21 protein-coding genes and 2 pseudogenes are annotated in these 24,319 nt (G+C 36.7%); 9 read left to right on the forward strand and 14 right to left on the reverse strand.

Features of this window, described 5'->3' with window-relative positions; translation table 11 throughout:
- Window positions 1–125 precede the first annotated feature (125 nt).
- The 3 genes from TR08_RS05100 to TR08_RS05110 all read right to left on the reverse strand — a co-directional run bounded on the left by TR08_RS05100 (window position 126) and on the right by TR08_RS05110 (window position 5,401).
- Window positions 126–2,990: a carbohydrate-binding protein gene (locus tag TR08_RS05100; protein ID WP_045516293.1), complete on the reverse strand. Its 2,865-nt coding sequence runs from the start codon at window positions 2,988–2,990 to the stop codon at window positions 126–128.
- A gap of 607 nt (window positions 2,991–3,597) precedes the next feature.
- Window positions 3,598–4,380 carry a DeoR/GlpR family DNA-binding transcription regulator gene (locus tag TR08_RS05105; protein WP_045516294.1) on the reverse strand — a complete coding sequence of 261 codons (783 nt, stop codon included), beginning with the start codon at window positions 4,378–4,380 and terminating at the stop codon, window positions 3,598–3,600.
- A 103-nt stretch (window positions 4,381–4,483) separates the two neighbouring features.
- A complete protein-coding gene (locus tag TR08_RS05110; protein ID WP_045516295.1) occupies window positions 4,484–5,401 on the reverse strand; it encodes a LysR family transcriptional regulator in 918 nt (305 codons plus the stop codon).
- A 211-nt stretch (window positions 5,402–5,612) separates the two neighbouring features.
- Here TR08_RS05110 and TR08_RS05115 point away from each other — a divergent pair, with 211 nt between their 5' ends.
- Window positions 5,613–6,887, forward strand: coding sequence for an MFS transporter (locus tag TR08_RS05115; RefSeq protein ID WP_045516297.1), 1,275 nt, complete (start codon window positions 5,613–5,615; stop codon window positions 6,885–6,887).
- A gap of 323 nt (window positions 6,888–7,210) precedes the next feature.
- Here TR08_RS05115 and TR08_RS05120 read toward each other — a convergent pair whose 3' ends face one another.
- Window positions 7,211–8,146 carry a 3-hydroxyacyl-CoA dehydrogenase family protein gene (locus TR08_RS05120; RefSeq protein ID WP_045516298.1) on the reverse strand — a complete coding sequence of 312 codons (936 nt, stop codon included), beginning with the start codon at window positions 8,144–8,146 and terminating at the stop codon, window positions 7,211–7,213.
- A 1,243-nt stretch (window positions 8,147–9,389) separates the two neighbouring features.
- Window positions 9,390–9,710, reverse strand: a complete 321-nt coding sequence (locus TR08_RS05125) for a Ger(x)C family spore germination C-terminal domain-containing protein (protein WP_081954353.1) — start codon at window positions 9,708–9,710, stop codon at window positions 9,390–9,392.
- 391 nt (window positions 9,711–10,101) lie between these two features.
- Here TR08_RS05125 and TR08_RS05130 point away from each other — a divergent pair, with 391 nt between their 5' ends.
- The 6 genes and pseudogenes from TR08_RS05130 to deoC all read left to right on the forward strand — a co-directional run bounded on the left by TR08_RS05130 (window position 10,102) and on the right by deoC (window position 14,226).
- Window positions 10,102–11,511: an MFS transporter gene (locus TR08_RS05130; RefSeq protein WP_045516301.1), complete on the forward strand. Its 1,410-nt coding sequence runs from the start codon at window positions 10,102–10,104 to the stop codon at window positions 11,509–11,511.
- 39 nt (window positions 11,512–11,550) lie between these two features.
- Window positions 11,551–11,739 (forward strand): annotated as a pseudogene (locus TR08_RS33070) (phosphopentomutase); the annotation flags it as partial.
- A gap of 44 nt (window positions 11,740–11,783) precedes the next feature.
- Window positions 11,784–12,509 (forward strand): GntR family transcriptional regulator, encoded by a 726-nt coding sequence (locus tag TR08_RS05135; protein ID WP_045516303.1) that lies wholly within the window; start codon window positions 11,784–11,786, stop codon window positions 12,507–12,509.
- Window positions 12,510–12,527: 18 nt separating this feature from the next.
- A pseudogene (locus TR08_RS30770) lies at window positions 12,528–12,655 on the forward strand (DDE-type integrase/transposase/recombinase); the annotation flags it as partial.
- Between the two features lie 54 nt (window positions 12,656–12,709).
- Window positions 12,710–13,420: a purine-nucleoside phosphorylase gene (deoD, locus tag TR08_RS05140; RefSeq protein WP_045516305.1), complete on the forward strand. Its 711-nt coding sequence runs from the start codon at window positions 12,710–12,712 to the stop codon at window positions 13,418–13,420.
- A gap of 173 nt (window positions 13,421–13,593) precedes the next feature.
- Entirely contained in the window at window positions 13,594–14,226 is a 633-nt protein-coding gene (gene deoC, locus TR08_RS05145; RefSeq protein ID WP_045516306.1) for a deoxyribose-phosphate aldolase, read from the forward strand.
- Window positions 14,227–14,537: 311 nt separating this feature from the next.
- Here deoC and TR08_RS05150 read toward each other — a convergent pair whose 3' ends face one another.
- The 6 genes from TR08_RS05150 to groES form a co-directional block, all read right to left on the reverse strand.
- Window positions 14,538–15,695 carry a Ger(x)C family spore germination protein gene (locus tag TR08_RS05150; RefSeq protein ID WP_045516308.1) on the reverse strand — a complete coding sequence of 386 codons (1,158 nt, stop codon included), beginning with the start codon at window positions 15,693–15,695 and terminating at the stop codon, window positions 14,538–14,540.
- Window positions 15,682–16,782, reverse strand: a complete 1,101-nt coding sequence (locus tag TR08_RS05155) for a GerAB/ArcD/ProY family transporter (RefSeq protein WP_045516310.1) — start codon at window positions 16,780–16,782, stop codon at window positions 15,682–15,684. The genes TR08_RS05150 and TR08_RS05155 overlap by 14 nt, the downstream gene beginning before the upstream one ends.
- A 24-nt stretch (window positions 16,783–16,806) precedes the next feature.
- Window positions 16,807–18,372 carry a spore germination protein gene (locus tag TR08_RS05160; protein WP_370576276.1) on the reverse strand — a complete coding sequence of 522 codons (1,566 nt, stop codon included), beginning with the start codon at window positions 18,370–18,372 and terminating at the stop codon, window positions 16,807–16,809.
- 6 nt (window positions 18,373–18,378) lie between these two features.
- On the reverse strand, window positions 18,379–18,504 hold the full coding sequence (locus tag TR08_RS33545; RefSeq protein WP_274520993.1) for a hypothetical protein: 126 nt from the start codon (window positions 18,502–18,504) through the stop codon (window positions 18,379–18,381).
- A gap of 415 nt (window positions 18,505–18,919) precedes the next feature.
- Window positions 18,920–20,551 carry a chaperonin GroEL gene (groL, locus tag TR08_RS05165; protein ID WP_045516312.1) on the reverse strand — a complete coding sequence of 544 codons (1,632 nt, stop codon included), beginning with the start codon at window positions 20,549–20,551 and terminating at the stop codon, window positions 18,920–18,922.
- Between the two features lie 52 nt (window positions 20,552–20,603).
- A complete protein-coding gene (groES, locus tag TR08_RS05170) occupies window positions 20,604–20,891 on the reverse strand; it encodes a co-chaperone GroES (RefSeq protein WP_045516314.1) in 288 nt (95 codons plus the stop codon).
- A gap of 282 nt (window positions 20,892–21,173) precedes the next feature.
- Between groES and TR08_RS05175 the strand changes: the two genes are divergently transcribed.
- Together TR08_RS05175 and TR08_RS05180 are read left to right on the forward strand one after the other, a co-directional pair.
- Entirely contained in the window at window positions 21,174–21,896 is a 723-nt protein-coding gene (locus TR08_RS05175) for a CPBP family intramembrane glutamic endopeptidase (protein ID WP_045516316.1), read from the forward strand.
- Window positions 21,893–22,093 carry a YdiK family protein gene (locus TR08_RS05180; protein WP_045516318.1) on the forward strand — a complete coding sequence of 67 codons (201 nt, stop codon included), beginning with the start codon at window positions 21,893–21,895 and terminating at the stop codon, window positions 22,091–22,093. The genes TR08_RS05175 and TR08_RS05180 overlap by 4 nt, the downstream gene beginning before the upstream one ends.
- A gap of 46 nt (window positions 22,094–22,139) precedes the next feature.
- On the opposite strand, the gene TR08_RS05185 is transcribed toward TR08_RS05180, so the two are convergent.
- From TR08_RS05185 to TR08_RS05195, 3 genes are read right to left on the reverse strand one after another with little or no spacing between them, the layout of a single operon-like run.
- A complete protein-coding gene (locus TR08_RS05185; protein WP_045516320.1) occupies window positions 22,140–22,856 on the reverse strand; it encodes a hypothetical protein in 717 nt (238 codons plus the stop codon).
- A gap of 12 nt (window positions 22,857–22,868) precedes the next feature.
- On the reverse strand, window positions 22,869–23,585 hold the full coding sequence (locus TR08_RS05190; RefSeq protein ID WP_045516323.1) for a polymer-forming cytoskeletal protein: 717 nt from the start codon (window positions 23,583–23,585) through the stop codon (window positions 22,869–22,871).
- Between the two features lie 12 nt (window positions 23,586–23,597).
- Entirely contained in the window at window positions 23,598–24,221 is a 624-nt protein-coding gene (locus tag TR08_RS05195) for a YhbD family protein (protein WP_045516326.1), read from the reverse strand.
- Between the last annotated feature and the right edge of the window lie 98 nt (window positions 24,222–24,319).

Consider the following 24,319-nt stretch of genomic DNA (forward strand, 5'->3'; position numbering starts at 1 on the left):
CAAATCTAACGACATGCAGTGCGCCTTTTGGTACCTATAAACCACCTAAATAATAAGGGGGAGAATATCAGATCTCCCCCTCTTTATTACCGTTCCATCCTAAATTCCGTTATATTTACGAGCGTCTAATCCTGTGCAAACAACTTGAACCAGTTTATGTTGAATCCGTCTGTAGCTGCATAAAGCCTGATTGTATGCTTCCCGGCCGTCAGTGTAACCTTATCGGACACTGTTGTCCAACTTGACCAGCCCCCCGAGTACGGTAATGTGGTCGTCTTTTGCGTAACTCCGTCTACGATAAAATGGATACTTGATCCTGTCGACTTATTGACACCCACCCTGTATTGCAGGGTATATGTTCCTGTTGACGGAATATCGATGTCGCTGTATTCCATCCATGAGCCTACACCAATATATCCGACAGACTGTCCACCGCCAATGTCACTGGAGTTTTCTTTCTGTACATTGTTCGAGGAAGTATAGTTTGCTGCTTTAACAAAAACTGCCGGTAGTGCATCTACAGTTACACTGATGCTCGTTTCCAATGGCACGTTGTTTGGATTTTCAATCCCTGATGGCAAGGTTACTGTTCCAGCTATTGTAAAAGTTTGTGCAGTCTTTATAGCTGGATCATAGCTTGAAGCGCCAACATTCCAAGTCACATTGGCATCTATACTTCCATCATCGGTCTCCAATTTTACCGTTTGCGGCAATCTAAGAGCTGCTGCTGTCTTCGCTGTTCCGTTGTCCACTCCTATAACTGCTGCAGGCGCAGTGATGCTGTTTAAGTTAACACCCTCCGTTATAATGTCAATATCCTGCGACGAACGGTTATACATGGAATCCGCGGCGAATACCCTGAGTAAATATGGCGTTTTCGGCAATAAACCTGTAATCTTATATTGCCTGTATTCATCGAATGGTTCGTCTAGCGGCAGCGAAAGGCTGTTAAACGATTTGTCCACATCCCCGGTGAGCTTGTTGATAAGCTCAACATTGTATTCCAAAACGCGTACATTATCATCTGCTTGCTTCATCGTAAAATTAACTTCGTTGCTGGTGATAGAATCAACCGTAATACCCTCATCAAACTGCGGAGGTATAAGTTCTCTTATATCGTTCCTGCTGTACGTAAAGGCATTTTTGCCTTCGCCAGCATTTACTACACGAGGTATGCCTACAAATTCATTCGTACTTAAATTATACTGTTTGATGATAATTTTCGGTCCGTAAACCTCTAAGAAATTCACGATGCGAGGTGTGGTTTTATACTTGATATACGCGCCTTCTATATATCCGCCGTACGGACCGTCATCAATATAACTGGAATATGACGACGCACCGGAATCGAGGAACGTAGCCGAACCTTGATGGAGAGAACGTTCGTCGGTCGGGTCGTATTGCGTATGGCCTGACATATAAAACACCTGCGACAAATTATTGTCGGCAATATATTTACCAACAGCATTACTTCCCGAGCTGCTCCATCTCGATCCCCACACGGTTCCGCTTACAGGGAAGTGAGACATTACAAATATGGGTTTTGTTGGATCATAATCCTCTTCTTCTGTGATTGTTTTGAGGTAATTTTGGGTTTTACCCACCGTATTTTGGTTATTGTAATTTGCGTCAAAACCGACAATATTGTATCCTTTTACCTTGACCCGATAAGCACTGTTAAAGAAATTGTTATCGTACGATTGCGTTGCTTCGTTCCACGCGCCCGCCGAACCGATAGGTATTAGGTTTTCGGCGCCGCCCATATCATGGTTGCCTCTTACCATTAATAACTCCGTCTTGTCAAATAATCCCTCACTTTGAAGTTTATTGTATACGTTTGTAAGCTCACCCATCCACACATATTCACTGGCTTTGTTACCGCCGGTAACGTCGCCAGGAATCAACATGACATCGGCCTGCGGGAATACGCTCATGGCTTTTCTCATATCGTCTTCCACCCGCGCGATTGCAGCGGGATTACTGCTGATTTCCGTGTCACTGTTTATAGTTACATTTAAGCCAGGGGGCGTTAATGTTTTATTGCTTTTTTGATAGATGAATATGGCGTTGTTTAGTTCACGTTCGTAATAATTGATGGTTTCCTGTGTATAAAATTTTACTTTTTGCGTTTTTTCAACCTTTTTTGCATATTTATAAACCTTTTTCAAATAATCAAAATCGGTTTTGCTGAAGCCGTTGTCGAGACCGCCTTCTATAATTGTATTTGCTTCTGATATAGCGCCGTTAAGTGCGTTCATATCTACTGTATGTCCAGCGTAGCTATTATAATTCGCTTGAACGACTTTACTGCTAATGACGCCTTTCCAAATCATCAGATCAGCGATATCGAATGAATTGCCGCCGAGGTTGCCCAATGCGTCGCTACCTATATTTAAAGGATTCGACGTATCTAAAGATCCGTGCCTCAGCGAAGTTTCAGCCATTTTGTAAGCATCAATATAAAGCGACGCGAGCATTTTATCTCTGTCTACAACAAATGTCACGTAACGCCAATCGGAAGCATCAAACGTGTTGCGCCCAAAGGAAATGTTCTTTACTTTTGCAGTCGGGAATCCAAAATTCATGTTGATCGAATTGGCTGATGTGTAAATTGCCCAGCCTGCGTTAGAGCCGTTACTAAAATCCTTGTTCGATAATATGACATTATTATTTTTAGTGTCGCCCTTATACCAGAAGGATACGGTAAAACTCTCTTCTCCAAATTTCAAGCTCTGCGGCGTACTGACATTATTGCCATTTCCGCTTTCTAAGTGCAGAGCTTTGGTTCCGGGTAATACACCGTCTACAAAACTATAATTCCCTTTTGCTATCAAATCTTGTTGATTTGCATCGTCCTTCAAATTATTATCAAATTTAATCGATGCAATTTTGGCATCTTTGCTGGCATTATCTTTTTTTGCGTATGTTGTGACCGATACCATACCGAATAACATCATTATTACGAGGGTAATGGATAAAATTCTTTTCATTACAGAAAACCTCCATATTTTTAGTATTTTAAGAGACTGTTCAAAAAGCTTGTAAAATTGAGTAAAAAACAAAACCGTAGCGAAACTTCGATGCGGAACTCATTGATTATATCGATCCTGTCCACGACTCCATTGTGCTGGAGAAGGTAGCCCCGCTTTACAAGGATGGCAGGCATCCTCCCATCGATCGGGATGAGAGGAGATTTTTCGTCACGGAAATCCCCCTTTCGGTTCCAATATTAGAACCTTGATTTTCTCCTTCTACTGCTCTCATTAAACTGAAATGGTGCTTTAATCCTAGTACGCCGATATTTTGAAACATCACCTCAAAATAACACAAAATATAACACAATCACATAAATCGCCTCTTGTATAAATAAATAATACACAATCATTATTAATTTTCTGTAAATATAGTGTAAATTATTGTTATTTTTATGCAAAATTACACAAGAACACACAATTACACATAAATAACTGATGGTGGATTTTATTTTCCTTGCTGCAAAAAATAAAAGATTTACTTTGCTACTTGAAATTTGAGGAGAGAAGCTGAAATGAGATAAACTGAGTTTAAAAAACACATAAAAAAAAGGAAAGTAGACGGCTACTTTTCCTCCAAATTAATTTTATTCACAATTTCAATACCTTCTTTTTTATATTTCTGCAGTACCTTTTCGGATAGATTTGAATCAGAAATAATACGGTCAACCCTTTCAAAATGGCAGACTTTCAATAATGATGCAACATCAAATTTACTGCTATCCGCTAGCACAATGCAACTTTGAGAATTCTCAAGCATTTTCTTTTTCACTTGGTATTCACCTAACCCGTAATCCGTCAGCCCTTCCGTCAAGGAAATACCACTGATGCTCATAAAAAAAGTATCAATGTGAAATCCTTTAAAAAATTCTTCCGCCAAAGAACCTACCAGGCATAATTCTTCATTTCGAAGGACACCCCCGGGCATCAAAATCGTATAATTAGGCATTTCTGAAAGTTCTTGGGCAATGATTAAGGAATTTGTTATAACGGTAAGTCTTTGAAACCTGCTTTTTAATTCTTTCGCCAATTCGGTATTTGTTGTGCTGACATCTAATGCAATGGATTGTCCTTCTGTAACATAATGTGCAGCAATCTTCGCTATTTCCTTCTTTTCCTCAATATTTTTGGTTTCCCGCAATGAGAAATTGATTTCTTGACTGTTCGCATTATCTAAAACCGCTCCACCGCGGACCCTTCTTAAAAACCCTTCTTTCTCGAGATATTCAAAATCCCTGCGGACTGTTTCGGTAGACACACCCAACGTTTTTGTGATCGATGACACCTTGACAGACTTATTTTTTCGCAAGCATTCCATTATATTTTCATGACGCTCATGAGCTAACAATTTTTTCACCTGCTTTAGTTATTAGTCAAATTTGGTATTTCTTAATTTTTTTACTTATTCTATAAATAACACAAATTCGCATAAGTTCACAACCTAACTCATGTTAGGTTTTTGTAAAGTTTTTACATATGGACCAGTCTTTTGCATGTTTCAAAGTAATTTCTATAAAACTTGATAATGCAGGGAAAACCCATTTGTTTTTGTGATAAACGACTTGGGAGTATATCTGTTTGAAATCAGCCTCGCAAGGAATAATTTTCAACTTCCCTTCCTTGATCTCATCCTGTACAGTCATTAAAGGTAAATAAGCAATACCAAGCCCACTCATTACAGAACGCTTTATCGCCTCAATACTCCAAAGTTCCATGATGTTGGAAGGGACAATCCCTCTATCACGTAGGAACTCTTCAAATATTCTTCGATAACTGCCTTCTTTCTCATTGGTAATTAAACACTCGCTAAGCTTCTGATTTTTGTAATTTTTAGGTAAACTATTCAGTGAACAATCAGGACTTCCAACGAGAACAATCGGTTCGTTCATTAACGGATGTATGACTAAATCTGAATCCTCAAACTGTGGTAACATGACAAACGCAACATCTGCACTACCATCAACGATTGCTTTCTTGTTATCTCCGCAAGAGGCATTACTTAAACGGATGTTTACTTGAGGAAATTTCTTTCGATATTCTCTTAATATTGGTTCTAAGCGGTATACTGTTAGAGACTCAGGAGCCGCAATCTTTAACGTCCCTCTAATATCCTCTTCCTCACTGGTGATGCTTTCGATTTTTCCATAAGTATCTAAAATTTCCTGTGTATAGGGTAACAGCTTCTTACCAATTTCAGTCAATCTTACCTTTCGACCCAGCCGATCAAACAGAGGGCCGCCTAAATGTTCTTCAAGTGCTTGAATATGAGAAGACACCGTGGATTGAGTGTAACCTAAATGTTCTGCTGCTTGTGTAAAGCTGCCCATTTCAATGACCTTATTAAACGTTACAAAATGGCGTATTTCCATCCTTTCACCCACTTTTATCTTTTTTCATGTCTATAGTATCAAAAAAATCAATGGATAACTTCATAAACTTCAATTTTACTAATAATTAGTTGCCGGTTAATATTAAGAAAAAGAATGCCGGAGGGACGGTTCTCATGGTTCAATTAAAGGTTAGTGTCAAAACCAAAGCCATTAGAACCGTCCCCCTGGTTCCAACGGAGGGAGTTTAGTTTTGAAACGTATACACTATAGCTGGTTCATTCTTGCCATCACATTTTTCTCCATTATTGTAGCTGGAATTGCCATGTCATCATCGGGGGTTTTCATAGATTCTTTCGAAAAAGAATTTGGCTGGGATCGATCTGTTATTGCACTCGCTTTTGCCATTAGTCTTTTTTTATATGGTATATCAGGCCCGTTCATGGCAGCATTATTAGAAGTGATTGGGTTAAAAAAAATGATGATCGTTTCAATGACAACTTTGCTGACTGGTATCATACTAACCTTAATTATGAACCAGTCATTGCAGTTGATCATTATTTGGGGCGTTATTATTGGACTGGGAGCGAGTCTTTTTTTAACGGTAGTAAGTCCATATGTAGCGAATCATTGGTTTGTGAAAAGAAGAGGACTTGCAGTAGGAATACTAACGGCAAGTACGGCAACAGGTCAGTTAATTCTACTTCCTGTTTTAGCGGCTATTATCGAAAATTATTCATGGCGCATAGCGATTGGTTTAATTATGATCCTTAGTTTCATTATGCTTATAATAATCTATTTATTTATGAAAAACACACCAAAGGATGCTGGTATTCTTCCCTATGGACTTGAACAAGAAATACAAGAGAGCAAGGAAAGTCAGAAGGAAAATCCTATTGTTATAGCCTTCAAAGGTTTATTCCAAGCTGTAAAAGTGAAGGAATTTTGGTTATTAGCTGGTAGTTTCTTTATTTGTGGGCTTTCAACGAACGGTTTAATTGGTACACATTTTGTTTCTTACTGTATTAGTTTTGGAATCCCTTTAGTTACAGCAGCTTCGTTTCTTTCGTTTATGGGAATCTTTAATCTAGTAGGAACCACTCTATCCGGGTGGCTGTCCGATCGTTTCGATAATCGATGGCTATTATTCTTGTATTACGGTTTAAGAGGGGCTTCTCTTGTATTCCTTCCTTTTGCATTAAATGAAGGTTCCATTACGATGCTAATGATCTTTACTGTGTTTTATGGATTAGATTGGATTGCAACGGTTCCACCAACGATTAGTATCTCAAGACAAATCTTCGGCACGAAAAAAAGTGGGATCGTTTATGGTTGGATTTTTGCATCTCATCAGGCAGGTGCTGCAGTAGCTGCATTTGGTGGAGGTTTAATCTATAGATTTTTCAACACTTACACTTGGGCATTCTTTTTGGCTGGAGTTTTCTGTTTATTAGCAAGCTTCTTTGTCATTATTATAAAAAAACAACATTCAAGTCAATTGACGAAAGAAGGAATAATGACTTTATAGCAATTCATAGAAAGCTATAACTAACAAGACACATAAAAGGCAACGCCCATTTTATACTGCACCCCAAAAGTTAAAGTGAAATCTAATTATTGGGGTGCAGTACACATTGATTCTTTGCCTTCTTTTAAATTTGGCTGTGTTAAACAAGACTGTTGATTTCCGCTCCAGGTGCTTCGCTTTCCGCGGGCGTGCCGGGGAGCCTCCTCGGCGCTAAAGCGCCTGTGGGGTCTCCCCAGCCCCGTACTCCCGCAGGAGTCTTCGCACCTTCCGCTCCAATCAACAGGCTATAAAATCAACATTTCCCTTTAACACAGCCAAAAAATTTATGTGTTCTTTATTTTAGCTAATCTAACAAAGTTTTCATCTCTTTGTTTAATTTTCTGCTGAACTTCTTCATGACCTGCATATGTAAATAAACCACTACCTGTTTTGGTTCCTAGATTTCCACTTTGAACTTTTTCCTCAACAAATGCTGGAATCTTTAACTCTTTTGATAATACAGGGGCAAGATTCTCAACTACACTCTTCCAAATATCAAGTCCTCCAAAATCAGCGGTTTCTAATGGACCAATGAATGCCCATCTGAAACCGGGACCATCTGTAATGGCCAAATCAATATCTTCTGGGGTAGCAATCCCTTCATCTAGTAAGTAAAAAGCTTCACGGACTAGTGCTGCTTGCAAGCGATTGGCAATAAAACCAGGAATATCTTTTTTCAGAACTACTGGTTTTTTCCCAATACTCTCCAGTACTTCTACGGTTCGGTCAATAATTTCATGTGCAGTATCAGGACCCTTCACCACTTCCACTAACGGAACAATCTGAGCTGGATTAAAGAAGTGAGTGATAATTAATCGGTCTTTCTTTTGAATCCCTTCTGATAATTGTCTTAGTGAAAATGTTGAAGTATTAGAGGCAATAACGGTATCATCCTCGATTAATTCTTCCAATTGTTTGAACAAGCTAAATTTAATATCTAAATTCTCTGAAGCAGCTTCGGTAACAAAGGATGTATCCTTAACAGCCTCTTCTAAATTAGTCGTTGTAAAAATATGGGACAGCGCGCTTTCTTTATCCTTTTCACCAATAACTCCTTCTTGAATTAGCATATTTAAATTCGTTGAAATTCTAGTGACCGCATTGGTTAAAAATTCAGCTTTTATATCATATAAGAAAACATCATATCCTGCCTGTGCATAAAGTTGAGCAATTCCATGCCCCATTGTACCTGCACCTAATACAGTAACTTTTTCAGTCATTAGTACCCCACCTTTGTCAATATTTTACTAATCTATTTTTAATATTACTATAAATCTATTAATTCCAGAAGCATTTGCAGCAGTATCCCCACAGCTAAAACTAGGGTTTTACGTTGCATTTTGATAAATGTGCTCTCCACCATTTTTACTAGATCTTCTTCTAGACAATATTCTTTCTACTAAGGAGGAATAAACACTAGTTTGGCAGGATTTAAGGCTTTTCTAATCAATCGTTTGGTTAAAACAAATTCAACTAATCAAACGTTTGATTGAAATGAGGGTAAACCCTTTAAATAATCGAACTTTGTGCTGTTTTCAAGAGAATTAATTGTCGTATAAAAGTTGTGTTGTTAGGAATCAACTTAAAAACTGACAATAGAAACTAACGAAATACATATTCTAACAAGGACAAACAAATTTTATACTAACTAATCGTTTGATTGAAAGTAAAGGAAACCCCTTTAAACCAGGCTTTTCCCCGTTTTCCGGAAAAATTTTTTGTTGAGGAAAACTCTTGTATTTCTACTATCGATGAAACGATAGTGGAACAAATTTATGACTTAGATGCCAAACTAAGAATAATCATTACGGGACTTTCATTGATTAACAACCTACTCATCTGAACCTATCTAAACGTCAGGATGACAGAATCAGTTTGGTCATTTTCTACTGATGCAGGTACCATAAAACCTGTAATGTGAGGGTACTCATTGTAAAATGGTGGTTACTTAAGAGAGTCGAGTACATTCGAACAATAACGCTTACATTATTGATCACTTTCTCCTTTAAAAGACATGAAAAAAGAGGCTTCTCAAAAGTTCGTTCAACTTATGAGAAGCCTCAATTAATAAATCTTTCACTTACATTCAAACCCTAATATATCAAGGGTTGGAGGGGCAAATTACATCATGCCGCCCATTCATTTGGACATATATTAAGGAGAAATACCTTTAAAAAAGTCCCCTTTTATCACTGTTTTCCAAGTTTACATTTAATGTGTTCTAATACTAATAAAATGGCAGGAAGTCAAGCACATTACATAAAAGGAACCCCATAGGGCAGACCAATTTTAAAAACTCTAAAGCAAGACGTTTGTTGTCGTTCAATGACGGAAAAATTAGATATACCACAATGTGGATTTAGAGGAGTAACATTACGAGGGTCTGAACATTAGGTTCAGGTCCTTATTTTTAAGTTCATTCAATAGATGAAAAACAAGTAATGTCTTTTGCACTAGCAAAAGTTATTTATTTTTCTTTGATCCAATCATTCCGTAATCCTTTATCGTAATCGATACATCATATGTAATGGGAATCTCACTAAATTTTTCATCCCAATTGTCCTTCACATTTTTCCAAACATTAGGATATTGAATTCGCAATTGGTTGCCAAATCCTCCAACATCAACTCCGAATTCCTTTTGCATTTTTTTTGTGGTATTCACTACTAAGCGCATAACTTCTTTCTCAGCCGCATTTTCTATGTGTTTAATAGTTTTATTCTGTAAGTATTGAGAATTAATTCTACAAAAAGAATAATGTTTTTTTCGTTTTATAGATACAATTTCGCTTTAGCTTGGTGGGCATATGGCGGTACCCCTCTTTTGATTATTTAAAGCGATTGCATAAAATAAAAAAATATGATATTTTAAACTTGTCTAAAAAATAGACAGGTTTAAAAAACAGCAAAATTTTCAACTAAAGGAGCAAAAAGAAAACGTCGGATCAATCCATTGCAGAGAAACTGCTAAAGATAACAACGGACTGGTTTGCTGAAAAGCTGTAACTTACCCGCGTGAAAGGATAGAGACAGGAATATGAAAAAAAGGGACTTGTCCTTTCGTCAATAAGTCCAACGGATTTACTGAAGTGAATTAAGAGATACCTTGAAAAGTGGTCGTCAATGCATGATGAATGGAAATCAATCCTTTAATAATAGTGGAGGTGTAATCACCCATGAGTAGTTCAATTGATAAAAAATCGAACGTAAACTTAAGTAAAATAGTTCCGATTATGTTGAGTTTAATGATTTTTTCACTCGTTGTCGATAACTCTTTTAAAATCATTTCTCCAGATTTAGTAGAATATTTTGGTGTATCAGCAAGTACTATAAGTTGGCAAGTAACGCTTGCAGGATTAGCAGTGGGAATAGCTGCAACTGTTTATTCTGCTCTATCTGATTCGATTAGTATTCGAAATCTACTAGTAACAGGAATTATTTTAATGTGTGTAGGATCTTTACTTGGTTATATCACACACAATAATTACTGGTTAATCGTTTTATCGAGAATGATCCAAGCTACCGGTTACGCGGCAACTGAAACACTATATCTAATTTTTATCGCTAAATACGCAAGTGCAGAATCGCAAAAGAAATATATAGGATATTCTACAAGTGGTTTCCAATTGGCTACAGTTATCGGTACATTAACAGGGGGATTCATTGCTACTTATTTGCAATGGCAAAACTTGTTTTTAGTTCCATTACTAAGCTTAGCATTCGTACCATTCATTCTAAAACATTTACCAAAAGAAGAAAGAAAGCAACGTAAACTAGATGTTTTAGGAATAATTTTAGTCGCGGTAATTGCTGCTTCGATCATGTTGTATATGTCAAATTTTAGTTGGGGATTTTTTACGCTCTTTATTGTATCTATTCTTACATTTTTATTCTATATAAGTAAAAATAAAAACGCGTTCATTTCAATTGAATTCTTTAAAAACAAACAATTTTTATTTATGTTACTTATAGGATTTATGATTTACTCTCTTCAATCTGCCTATGCGCTAAATACATTGTCGTTTCTGATGAAAAATATATATCATATCAAATTGGATACTATTTCATTGATGTTCATACCAGCATCTTTGTCAGCAGCACTCATTGGGGCACTATCCGGTAAAATAGGGAAATTTTTAAGCAGCAAACAATGTATTTACCTGGGAGTTTCTTTTATTCTTGTCAGTTTACTACTTGGTGTATTCTTTATAGATAAATCCATCGCAGTGTTTGTCGTATCTCTTATTTTATTATCTTCTAGCTTTGGATTGATATATGCACCGATGATCGAAACAAGTATTAAAAATATACCGGATGAAAAGAAAGGGACAGCAATAGGATTCTATAATCTAGTCGCCGTTTGTATTGGTTTTACAACTGGTTTCTCATATTCGTCTATTTTAATTGATAAGAAAGATTTACAATTCGGCTTTTTGAGTTTTGTGACAGATGATCCGACAGCATTGAATTATAGTAGTATCCTAAATATTTTTGCAGCAATTGCTCTATTAGCTCTCTTTTTATTTTGGCTTTTGGTTGGTCGCAAATTGGATACTACTATAAATATAAGGAAAGAAGTAGCATGAAGAAATATGAATGTATATACTTGATAGTCATGGATTCTTGATCCGACATTTCCTGGTATAGACCATACTCGTGAATTTATTCCCGTGTTGGTCTATTCGAAACAATTAAAGGACTCTGGTAAATTACCTGAAAATGATACATTTGCTGATATTGGTGCAACCATAGCAGATAATTTTGATGTGACTATGCCTGAATACGGTACCTCCTTCTTAAAATTCCTAAAATAATATGTTACTATACAAAAAAACAATTATTAGGAAAAGGATACTAAATGAATACAAATAAATTTAAAAGACCACTCTTTATAAATATATATGACGAGCTCCTTCTTCAAATTACGAAGGGAGAATACGCTGTAGGAAGTCAGCTTCCTTCAGAGCCAGTTTTAGCAAAGAGCCTAGGGATTAGTCGCGCAACTTTAAGACAAGCTTTAGCACTTTTGCAAGAAGATGGTATAGTGGGGAATATTCGTGGAAAGGGAAATTTCGTAATCGATTCGTTTTATAAACAAGAGGATCGTCAATTAGAAATATTAAGTAACCCTATGCATAAGTGCCATGTAGGTACATTTGACCGAATCGATTTACATTATCGACTGGACGTGGAAACAGATTTCACGAAACAAATTTTAAAAAGAGATTCATCTGCAGTAATCGCTGTCGAACGTTTGTATAGGAAGGAAAACGATTTACTAGCATATGCTTTTACTTATATGTCTATGCAAACAGTAGAAAGTTTATCCTTGGACTTAAATAATAAGAAACAATTGCTCGATTTTCTAGAGAACCAAGCGTATATGAATGCCAAGCATGCAGAGTTGGAAATAAAATATACAAATACCGTTTATTTGGCTGATCCTAAAGAAAAACTAATTGGCCAAGATGAGTGCTTTTTACTATTAGAAAGTCTATACAGTAATTCAGATTTTCCATTAATGCATAATAAATTTTATATACCTCAACAGTTCTCGAAAATAAAACTAAATATATACAAATAGCTAAAAGACAAGCAAAAGATGTCTGAAGGCATCCAAATAAGACAAGTGGATATCTCAATAATATCATTGAACAAGATCATCGTTTCATTAAGAAAAGAGTACGCTTCATGCTGGGATTCAAAACTTATGAAACGGCTACTTCAATATACGTGGCATTTGTTTTTGTCAATACAATAGAATGAAAAATGGAGTGATATAATATGACAACAGCACATAATACTGCAAAAGTCGGAGAAATTGCAAACACAGTTTTAATGCCAGGAGACCCACTACGTGCGAAATATATTGCGGATACCTACTTAAAAAATCCAGTGCAATTTAATGGTGTACGTAATATGTTGGGCTTTACAGGAAGTTATAAAGGAAAACAAATATCTGTAATGGGATCTGGTATGGGAATGCCAAGTATCGGAATATATTCATACGAATTATATAAATTTTATGATGTAGAAAATATTATCCGTATTGGTAGTGCAGGAGCTTATACAGAAGAACTGAACATACATGATATCGTGCTTGTAGATAGTGCATGGAGTGAATCAACATTTGCAAAGGTTCAAGCAGGAGTAAATGGTGATATTCAGCTTCCTAGTGAGTTATTAACAAAGAAAATTGAAGATACTGCAAATCGCATTCATATTCCTATTGTTAGAGGTAGAATACATTCAAGTGATGTATTTTATCATGAATCTAATGTTCCAAATCATGTTGATTTTTATAATCAACATAATTGTATTTGTACAGAAATGGAAAGCTATGCATTATTCCATAATGCAAGAATATTAGGAAAACAAGCAGCGTGTATCCTAACTATCTCAGATTCTTTAGTAACCCATGAGCAAATTAGTGCTGAAGCAAGGCAAACATCATTCGATAAAATGATGAAAATTGCATTAGAGGCTTGTTTGTAAAATATAGAAACAGACGATGTAAATAAATACAAATGATCTTCCGATATGTAAAACATTTGCAGATATTGGAGCAATAATTGCAGATAATTTTAGTGTAAAAATGCCTGAATTCGGAAAAAGCATATATATAGTCAAAATTAAAATGATGGCGATAAATTAAGGAGAGATATTCATTGAATTATAATAAACTGATTGATCACACTATTTTAAAAGCAGATACAACAAAAGAAGCAGTTGAAAAAACTTTACACGAAGCGTTAGAACATGACTTTGCATCTGTATGCATAAATCCTTATTGGGTTTCCCTAGCAGCTGAAGTACTGAAGGGTTCTGACGTAAAAGTATGTACTGTAATTGGATTTCCGTTAGGAGCAAATACAACGAATACAAAAGTATTCGAAGCAAAGGATGCAATTGATAACGGTGCAAATGAAATTGATATGGTAATCAATATCGGAGAATTGAAAGCAGGTCATTACGAAGTTGTTCAACGAGATATTGAAGCAGTTGTGAAGGCTGCAAAAGGAAAAGCACTTGTAAAAGTTATTATTGAGACATGTTTATTAACAAAAGAAGAAATTGAAAAAGTAAGCATCATTGTACGTGATTCGGGAGCTGATTTCATCAAAACATCAACAGGCTTCTCGACGGGTGGTGCAAAAGTGGAAGATGTAGCTCTAATGAGAAAATACGTGGGTGAAAACATTGGTGTTAAAGCTTCTGGTGGTGTAAGAACTCCAGAAATTATGAAAGCAATGGTAGAAGCAGGAGCTACTCGTATTGGAACAAGTAACGGTGTATATTAAATAAAAATAAGAGGTAAGTAGCTATTACATTTTATGATTCTGTATGTCCTATGTAGGAACATAAATGTTTCACAATAAAGTAGGGAGTCCAGTTATTAGGGACTCCCTATTTTCTTATTAGGGATACCGCCACATGCCCATCAACTGCCAGAACCTAATGTTCAGACCCTCGTAATGTTACTCCTCTAAATTCACATTGTGGTATATCTAATTTTTCCGTCATTAATCGCCAACAAACGTCTTGCTTAAGAGTTTTAAAAAAATTGGTCTGCCAGATGAAAAACAAGTAATGTCTTTTGCACTAGCAAAAGTTATTTATTTTTCTTTGATCCAATCATTCCGTAATCCTTTATCGTAATCGATACATCATATGTAATGGGAATCTCACTAAATTTTTCATCCCAATTGTCCTTCACATTTTTCCAAACATTAGGATATTGAATTCGCAATTGGTTGCCAAATCCTCCAACATCAACTCCGAATTCCTTTTGCATTTTTTTTGTGGTATTCACTACTAAGCGCATAACTTCTTTCTCAGCCGCATTTTCTATGTGTTTAATAGTTTTATTCTTAAAAGCAGGTTTAAAGTGAGGATTCCAATATTCAGTGATTTTTCCCTCTGACTCAATTTTTACATTAAACGAAATTCTATCACCGGTAACATGCGGCTTTATTTTGCTTTTCATCGACTCAATCTGATAATATGTGGGTTTATCCGACGCTTTCTGGAAGGCTTTTACCGCTCCGCTTTTACCTTCTCCTGTTATCCAATTTATGCCTTCAATCTCTTCCTTATTAAGAATCCCAATCATCTTGTTTGTTCTTCCTTTTATTACGGCTGCTCCATTAAATTCAATTTCTCCCTTTTTTAAATCAATCAGCTGTAAAAGGAAGCTGGTCTGAGAGTTCGATTTTCCCCAAATCTTTATTAAAGGAAGGGGCTTCAAAGCTCTTGTTGTAAGTTCCTGTTCTGCAATTTCTACCAAGCGTCTTGCAGGAATGACACCAGCTTCCTTTGATTCGAGAGTTCGTGCAGCTTCTCCTTTAGAAATAAAGATTAAGGTACTTCCTCTAAGATCAATAACCCGAAAATACAAATCTGTTAATTCTCTAATTGGCTCATCACGAGCAAGATCTTGCCCAATAATCACTGCTTTTTGATGTGCCCCTGAAATAGGACCCTCTCTTCGTAAGGTCGTTTCCCAACCGATTGGCTCTAGTGAAATTCCTGTCGCAGAGACATTAGTATAAGATTTTTGTTGTGGTGATTTACTACTTGAATTACCGATTGCTTGTGGTATTACATATTGAAGAGTTGACCGAATTTTTCCATCTTTGGATTTATCTATAGCTGAGCCAACGGTGATATTTAGATCTTCAATGGATTTGCTGCTCCAACAACCTGACAGCAGAAAAAGTAAAAGCATTGAGACAAAAGAATTTCTTAGTAAAGGTTTACATTTTTTCATATTTTCTTTCCTTCACCTTTGAGATAATGAAAAGGACCAGCGGCATAATAAAAAATAAATAAAGGGAGAAATTACTAATCATATCCGCCATTTTAAATACCTCATTTATATTTTTAGGAATCATAGAAACTAAATAAATGAGAGGTATTAAACTATAAATAAATGCGTGAGTACTTTTCGAAAAAATCTGATTTAATCCTAGAGTAGCAATAAATAAAGCAATGACATACGTTGCAAATATTTGCATAATCCAAATGACAAGAATGAGAGAATCGAACCGTTCAAATAAAAGGCCTGTGATTTCAAAGCTTCGAATAAATGTAAGTACAGGCCATGTTTGTGACAGCACTACGTCTACTGAAATGGAGCCTATTACGATTACCACTGTCATGGTATAAAAGATAAAGGGTATTCCAACTCCAAGTAATGGAACTTTTGTTACCTTGTTTTTTTCTTTCATAAACATATAAATAAAGAGGAGAATTTCGAAGCCTGCAAAGGAAAGAGAGGAGGATGTTACCCCCTTTAAGACGGGCTTAACCCCTGATCCTAACACTGGGCGTAAATTATCAACCTCAAATAATTCGATGCCTAAAAACATAACTAAAAGGAAAAAAAGAACCGAAATTGGAAAAATAATTTCTAATAACCGAGCAATGGCATTTACCCCGCCCTGAACTAAGTATAGACCAATCCACAAAAATGGCATCATAATAGCCCATGTTGGAGTTCCCTGAAGTAAGAATAATCGTGTAGTTTCAGCCATAGTTCGAACCTCATATGCGGACAAAGCAATATAATAGCAGATAACTGTCAAACTTAGCAGCGATCCTATCCATTTCCCAAGAAGTTTTTGATTAAATTGATAAAAAGTTTCGTCCGGGTATCTTTGGCATAGTTTTAATATGATTACTGCTACAAGAGTAATAATTAATCCACTAACAATGATTGCGATCCAAGAATCGGGAGTTTTGATTTTCTCTGTCGTGGTTCTGGGCAGCGTTAAAATCCCTGCACCGAAAATAAAATTTGTGATAAACATTACTGCTTGATAAGAAGTTATTCGATCTAAAGAACTGGAAGTCATAATTAGTCAACTCCTTTCGAACCGTTACCTTTTTCTTACTGAATCTTTTGGATGCAACAGTTTTGGACGGCGTTTCATCAGAAATAAGGGGACCCGTATCATGAAGTCCTTCCAATCACTCAATCGAAATGATACAGCAGGGCTCACATATGGAATGCCAAAACTTTTAAGCCTGACCAAATGGCTGCATAGCAATAGAAAGAACAGAACGACTCCATATAATCCAAACACACTAGCAAATAGCATTGAGGCAAAGCGAAGAATTCTTAATGCAACCCCTACATTATATTGCGGGAGCGTGAATGAAGATATGGCCGTGACAGCAACTACGATGACCATGATTGGACTAACTATTCCTGCTTGCACTGCTGCTTCTCCAATGACTAAACCGCCCACGATCCCTATCGATTGTCCAATTGGTTTTGGTAAACGAAGCCCGGCTTCTCTTAATACTTCAATAGATACTTCCATTATGAGTGCCTCAATTAGGGGGGGAAAAGGAACTCCCTCTCTGGTGGCTGCAATGGAAAAAATGAGCTTGGTTGGAATTAATCCTGGATGAAAGGAAATAAAAGCAATATATAAAGAAGGAACAAATAAAGAAATAAAGGCTGAAAAATAACGTAATATACGAATTAATGTCGCAGCCATCCATCTTTCGTAATAGTCCTCAGGAGACTGCAACAGCATATGGAAGGTAACAGGAACAATTAAGGCAAAAGGTGAGCCGTCCAACAGTAACGCCACCCTTCCTTCCATCAAAGCACCCATAACACGATCAGGTCGTTCTGTACTTTGCACTTGCGGGAATGGACTTAAAAAATTATCTTCAATTAATTGTTCAATATAACTAGAGTCGTGTACATCATCAATTTTTATTTTACTAATCCGTTGCTTAACCTCTTCTAATAAATGAGGGTCCACAATATCCTTCATGTAGATAATGACTAGTTCTTTTTTGGACCGCTCTCCTACCTGAGAGCTGATTATGGATAAGTTTTGATCTTTGCCATGCCGCCGCAAAAGAGCTGTATTATCCTTTAAATTTTCAATAAAGCCTACCCTGGGTCCACGTACCAATGACTCAGTAGGCGGCTCATCAATATTTCTTGTTTTGACTTTAGCACCGCCAACCAGGAAAACGTCTTCTAGACCATCAACTAAAATCGCAATTGACCCAAACATTACTCCGGAGGTTATATCTTTAAGAGTACGAATTTCATTTAAACCGGATACAGAAAGGGCTTGGTTTTTAATATACTCTTTTAAGGAGGAGTTTTTTAGTGGATGGCCGGTTTCTTTTGGTGAAGCCGACATGAAATCAACCAAAATATGATTATTAATTACATCCGCATCTGCAAACCCATCTATAAAAATAATGGCAATACGAATACCCGTTGTTCCCATTTGAAACTCACGAAACGTTACATCTGAATTATGCCCTATCTCTTTGCGAATTAGATTCAAATCTGCCGTAAGATTGCCGGTCATTTCATTAATAGATTCTTGAAATGGCTGTTTATCCTGTTTTGCTTTTTTGGCAGATTCTTCAATCTTCATCTGGCTTTTGTTTAGCTTCCGCCATTTCACTATTTATCACTCTTTCTCTAATGAATGAATCCATTTGAAAAATTTATAAAATCCAAGTGGAACTAAAAATGTAATAAATGCTTGTAAGAAGATTATATAGTCCGGTATTAGAGAAAGAATTTTCTTGAACATAAAAACCTCTCCTATAAATGCTCAGAAGTATTTTTTATTTGAAACGTTTTAGAATACATCGATTGTATTATTTACTTTTTATGTAAAAATTAACCGATTATTGGAATAGTAATTTATCCTTCTGTTTTCGTATATTTTTTCTTGCTAAGCAGGAAGGGATTAAAACTGAGGATAGAGTTAAATTAACTTCAACAAAAATAGAGGTTCTGAGGGTTTTATATACGGAAAGTACGATGCAAATTTGTATTTATAAATTTTTGATAAAAACATGGATGAATTTTAACAACACAAAAAACCACTCCCTAAATTTTACAGGAAGTGGTTATTGCTATTGAAATAAATTATTTACATGACTACTTCTCAAAATGGGTGAGAAATAACAGTAACTATTTCTCAAATGTAGGGCTTAAAGACCTTACATCATGCCGCCCATTCCACCCATACCGCTCATGTCAGGCATGCCGCCTTGACCAGCAGGTTCTGGTTTGTCAGCAACAACTGCTTCAGTTGTTAAGAACATAGCCGCTACAGATGCAGCGTTTTGTAATGCTGAACGAGTAACTTTAGTTGGGTCAACGATACCAGCTTCGATCATGTTTACCCATTGGCCAGTAGCAGCGTTGAAGCCTGTTCCAACTTCTTCGCGCTTTAAGCGGTCAACGATAACAGATCCTTCAAGACCAGCATTGTGAGCAATTGTACGTACAGGCTCTTCAATCGCACGTAATACGATGTTAATACCTGTAGCTACATCGCCTTCAGCTTGAACTTCAGCAACTTTGCTGTATACGTTAAGAAGGGCAACACCACCACCGGATACGATACCTTCTTCAACTGCAGCACGAGTAGCATTCAAAGCATCTTCGATACGAAGCTTGCGCTCTTTTAATTCAGTTTCAGTCGCAGCACCAACTTTGATTACTGCTACACCGCCAGCTAATTTCGCTAAGCGCTCTTGTAATTTTTCACGGTCAAATTCAGAAGTAGTTTCTTCTAATTGAACACGGATTTGATTTACACGAGCTTGAATCGCAGCAGTATCTCCTGCACCTTCAACGATTGTAGTGTTTTCTTTTGTAACAACAATCTTAGAAGCACGTCCTAAAGATGTGATTGTAGTCGTTTTAAGTTCACGGCCAAGCTCTTCAGTAATCACTTCACCGCCAGTTAATGCAGCGATATCTTCAAGCATTGCCTTACGACGGTCACCAAAGCCAGGAGCTTTAACAGCAACTGCATTGAATGTTCCGCGAAGTTTGTTTAATACTAAAGTAGAAAGTGCTTCCCCTTCAATATCTTCAGCAATTAATAATAATGGCTTGCCTTGTTGAACAACTTGTTCAAGAACAGGAAGGATTTCCTGGATGCTTGAGATTTTTTTGTCTGTAATTAAGACATATGGATTTTCTAATACAGCTTCCATTTTGTCCGTGTTTGTTACCATGTAAGCAGATGTATATCCGCGGTCAAATTGCATACCTTCAACAACATCTAATTCAGTTGTGAAGCCTTTAGACTCTTCGATTGTGATTACGCCATCGTTACCAACGCGCTCCATCGCTTCAGCAATTAATTGACCTACTTCTTTATCATCAGAAGAAATAGCAGCAACTTGTGCAATAGACTCTTTGCCTTCAATTGGCTTAGAAATAGTTTTTAATTCTTGAACTGCTACAGCAACTGCTTTTTCAATCCCTTTACGGATACCCATTGGGTTAGCACCAGCTGTAACGTTCTTTAAGCCTTCACGAATCATCGCTTGAGCAAGAACAGTTGCAGTAGTTGTACCGTCACCAGCAACATCGTTTGTTTTGCTAGCTACTTCAGCAACAAGCTTAGCACCCATATTTTCAAAAGCATCTTCTAATTCGATTTCTTTCGCGATTGTTACACCGTCATTAGTAATAAGCGGTGAACCGAATTTCTTCTCAAGAACCACGTTACGTCCTTTTGGTCCAAGAGTTACTTTTACTGTATCTGCCAGCGCATCAACACCACGAAGCATTGCGCGGCGTGCATCTTCACTAAACTTAATTTCTTTAGCCATGTTTAAAAAACCTCCTCGTATTCTTTAGACTAATTATTGATTTAAAAAATCCTTATTCGCCTACAACAGCAAGGATATCGTTTTCACGTAAAATTAAATATTCAGTTCCTTCAAACTTTACTTCTGTACCAGAGTATTTTGAGAAGATAATACGATCGCCTACAGAAACTTCAAGAGCAACACGTTCGCCATTTTCTAGCACACGGCCAGTACCTACGGCAACAACTCTTCCTTCTTGAGGCTTTTCCTTAGCTGAGTCCGGTAAAACGATACCGCTTGCAGTTTTTTCTTCTGATTCAACAAGCTCAATGACAATACGATCACCTAATGGTCTTAACAAATCAAACAACCTCCTCAAATAGATATGTAATTCTGACTTATTAGCACTCTCTTTACTTGAGTGCTAACACAATTATTATCATAATAAATGCCAAAAAAATTTGCAAGTGTGAAGCTGTATTTTTTTAAAATTTTTTACAACCCTACAAGTATGCGAATTACGCACAGGAATATACATAGTTCTTTGGGATTAATCTTTAAAATTGAAACAACCCTGGTTTTATTAGTAGAATGGAGAATAGGTTAAGATAATAAGAAGGCTTCTCAAAGGAGATATATGAATTTGAAAAGGGAATATTGGATTATTTTAATTGTCTATATTGCAATGCAGTTATCAAGCTTAATAGGAATTCCAGGGATGATGTTTCTATTTGGGTATTTAGGGATGAATCAAGGGCTTGTTGTTCCCTATTGGTTAATTTTCAGCTTTACCCTTGCCCTTGTTATTATACTCTTCCTATTACGAACGGAAATGAAGAAACCAGGGTTGAATGAAAGAGGCAGTTCCTTTGGCTTTGCGGCTACCTGGGCTGTATTTGGTGTTTTCCTAGCCTTATTTGCCCAAGGCCTTGCTGCTAATATCGAACGGCTTATTGGTGTTGAAATGGGATCAGAAAACACACAGCAAATTCTTAACATTATTGAATCCTTTCCACTCGCCATTTTAGTCAGTTCGGTAATCGGTCCGATATTAGAGGAAATCGTTTTTCGAAAAATTATTTTCGGTACTCTTCATAAACGTTTTAACTTTTTTTTATCAGCTCTAATTAGCTCGGTTATCTTTGCTTTAGCCCATATGGAGCCGCAGCACTTACTACTCTATTCTGCAATGGGCTTTACATTTGCGTTTCTCTATGTAAAAACAAAACATATCCTTGTACCAATTTTTGCCCATGTTGCCATGAATACATTAGTTGTCGTCATTCAATCGGTTTATAAAGATGAGATTGATGAAATCATTCGTGAGGCAGAAGGGATTCAAAACTTTATCGGAGGCTTTCTATGAGACGTTCACCCATGTTTTCCGGAATTATCTATATTGTTCTAGGTTGTTTATTTACCTATTTTGCTATCGAGGATGTCAAACAAAACGGATGGGGATTTTTCAGCTATCTGCTCGTTTTACTTGCCACATTTGACTTCGGCTCTGGTTTAAGAATCATTTTCTTTTACAATAAATATAAAGACAAAATAAAGAAATAAGTGTAATGAAAAGGTCTTTTCACTAAAATGCGAAAAGACCTTTTACTTAAAGGTTTGTTTTTGTTTTTGTTTTTATCGTAGAGCTCTGGTCCTGGGTCAATTCATTTGTATACTCCACGGTTCCAATTTGACACCCTGTTCCGATTTTCACTTTTTTACCGCGAACGATATCAGCCTTTGTATTTTCTAAATAAACGATATCCCCTTCAATAACCTTAGCAGTCAGCATCCCGGTTTCTTTTCCAAATGGCAGGAAGGAGTTAGACTTTTTCTTAACCGTAATCATTCCACCGCCAATTTCCTCTGCAAAACTCTGCCCGAACCGTAACGATATGTTAATTTTATCAGCATTAAGCAGACCTTTTATTTCAAAACCACCTGACGATTCAAAGGTCTCATACTCGACGTCACCTCCTACAGATATCGTTCCTTTAATATTTGCCTCATCACCTGTTAAATTTTCGCCAACGTCAAGTGTCCCAAGTATTTTCATTTTCTTCAAAGCAGCCCTGCCGCCGACTGCCATAGTCCCCATAATCAGCATTTCCTCTGACTCCATATTTCCCTTTACTTCTGCCTCACCGAATACCTTTACGGACCCTGTTTTAAGATTTTCCAACGCTTCACTCGTTCCAAAAATATGAAAAGCAGAACATTCGACATCTGTGTTAATCGTGCCGTCTCCTCTAATGCTAATTTTGTCGTATTGCCCTCCTGGATAATTCCCAGACCCATTAATTGTAAGATTTTGCCCCCTTGTCACTTCTCTTCCCCCTTAAGCTTTTCTAACTTCTTTTACGACTGCCTTTTCATCCATCGACAAATCTCCTGAATATTCAACTACACCGATTATGCAGTTGGGACCTATTGTTATATTGTTTCCTCGAACCATGGATGCCTTCGTGTTTTCAATTTCAATCTTATCTCCTTCTATTAATTCCGTTTCTAATTGAGTTGGAATGAACCCTTTAAGCAAGCCCAGAAGTGATGCTTTTTGTTTAATGAGGATGGTTTGCCCGCCTATTTCTTTTGCTTTACAATTAGCAAAAATAGTGATGTCAACTAAATCTGCATTTAACAAACCGCCTATTGTAAATTGCGATTCTGCCTTAAACGTTTCCGCTTCACAATCTTCTCCCACCGTAAGCCTGCCTTTAATCTTTATTTCATCACTTTTAATTTTCCCGCCAACATTTGCTTTGCCTGATACCTTCAGCTTTTTCACCATTAGGTTTTCGGTAATTCCAGCGGTTCCATCAATCGTAAGTGACTGACTCTCCAAATTGCCCTTAATCTTCCCGTGCCCATTAAACTTTGCCGTATTCGAAACAACATTGCCATTTATGGTACCTGTTCCGTTACAATCAAACTCCATACAATTCACATCACCATTAACCGTTCCTTTTCCATTTATGGTGAGTGTGTTGAATGATCCGCCATTGGATGACCCAAAGCCATTTATCAGCAAGTCTCCCCTTTTTTTCGTTTCCATTAAGATTCTCCTTTATAATAATTTCGATTTGATTTCTTCCATGCACGCCATTAACGATAGCTGTGCCACTATTTTCGTCCCACGTTCAAAATGGAAACTCTCTGTATTTATTATCAAAAAACAGGAAGAAACCCCTAATTTTCTGGTTATCACCAACTCAGCACTCTTTTGCTTTATCAAGGACTTATTATCGAGTAACACCTGTATCAGCATTTTTCCTTCATCCAAATTAATTTCACCCGATTGAAGCAGCTTTTCTAATACATACACTTCAAGAATTCTCGAAAAATTAAATTCGGGACCGCCTTTTTCAATTTCTAAATAATAATCAATTACTGTTTTTGAAACAATGTTACGTTTTATTAATTCATCCTTCTCCAGTTGCAAATCAGCAATATTCGGTGAAAACATATCCGCCAGCTCATCTAAAGAAAGGTTTTCTTTCATCATTTGGATTTTATTAATCCGTTCTAAGATCTTTACTTTCGGAAAGAATGTTTCTTGACCTGTAAATGTTGATTTTCTAATAAACCAATCTTCAGGGATAAGGTCTTTTCGTTTCCATCTATATAACTGCCCATAAGATATTCCTGCTAAATCTAACAAATCCTTTTTTGAAATTAAATCCTCGCTCATCATGAAAACCCCTTTCCGAAACAATGTAACATAACACTGTTACACTTGTAAAGTTCTCCCTTGTTATTTTTATTCGACAAAAAAAGACCTTCTCATTA

Origin of the sequence: Neobacillus niacini, from assembly GCF_000759675.1 — a bacterium.
In the GTDB taxonomy this organism is placed as follows: domain Bacteria; phylum Bacillota; class Bacilli; order Bacillales; family Cytobacillaceae; genus Neobacillus; species Neobacillus niacini_A.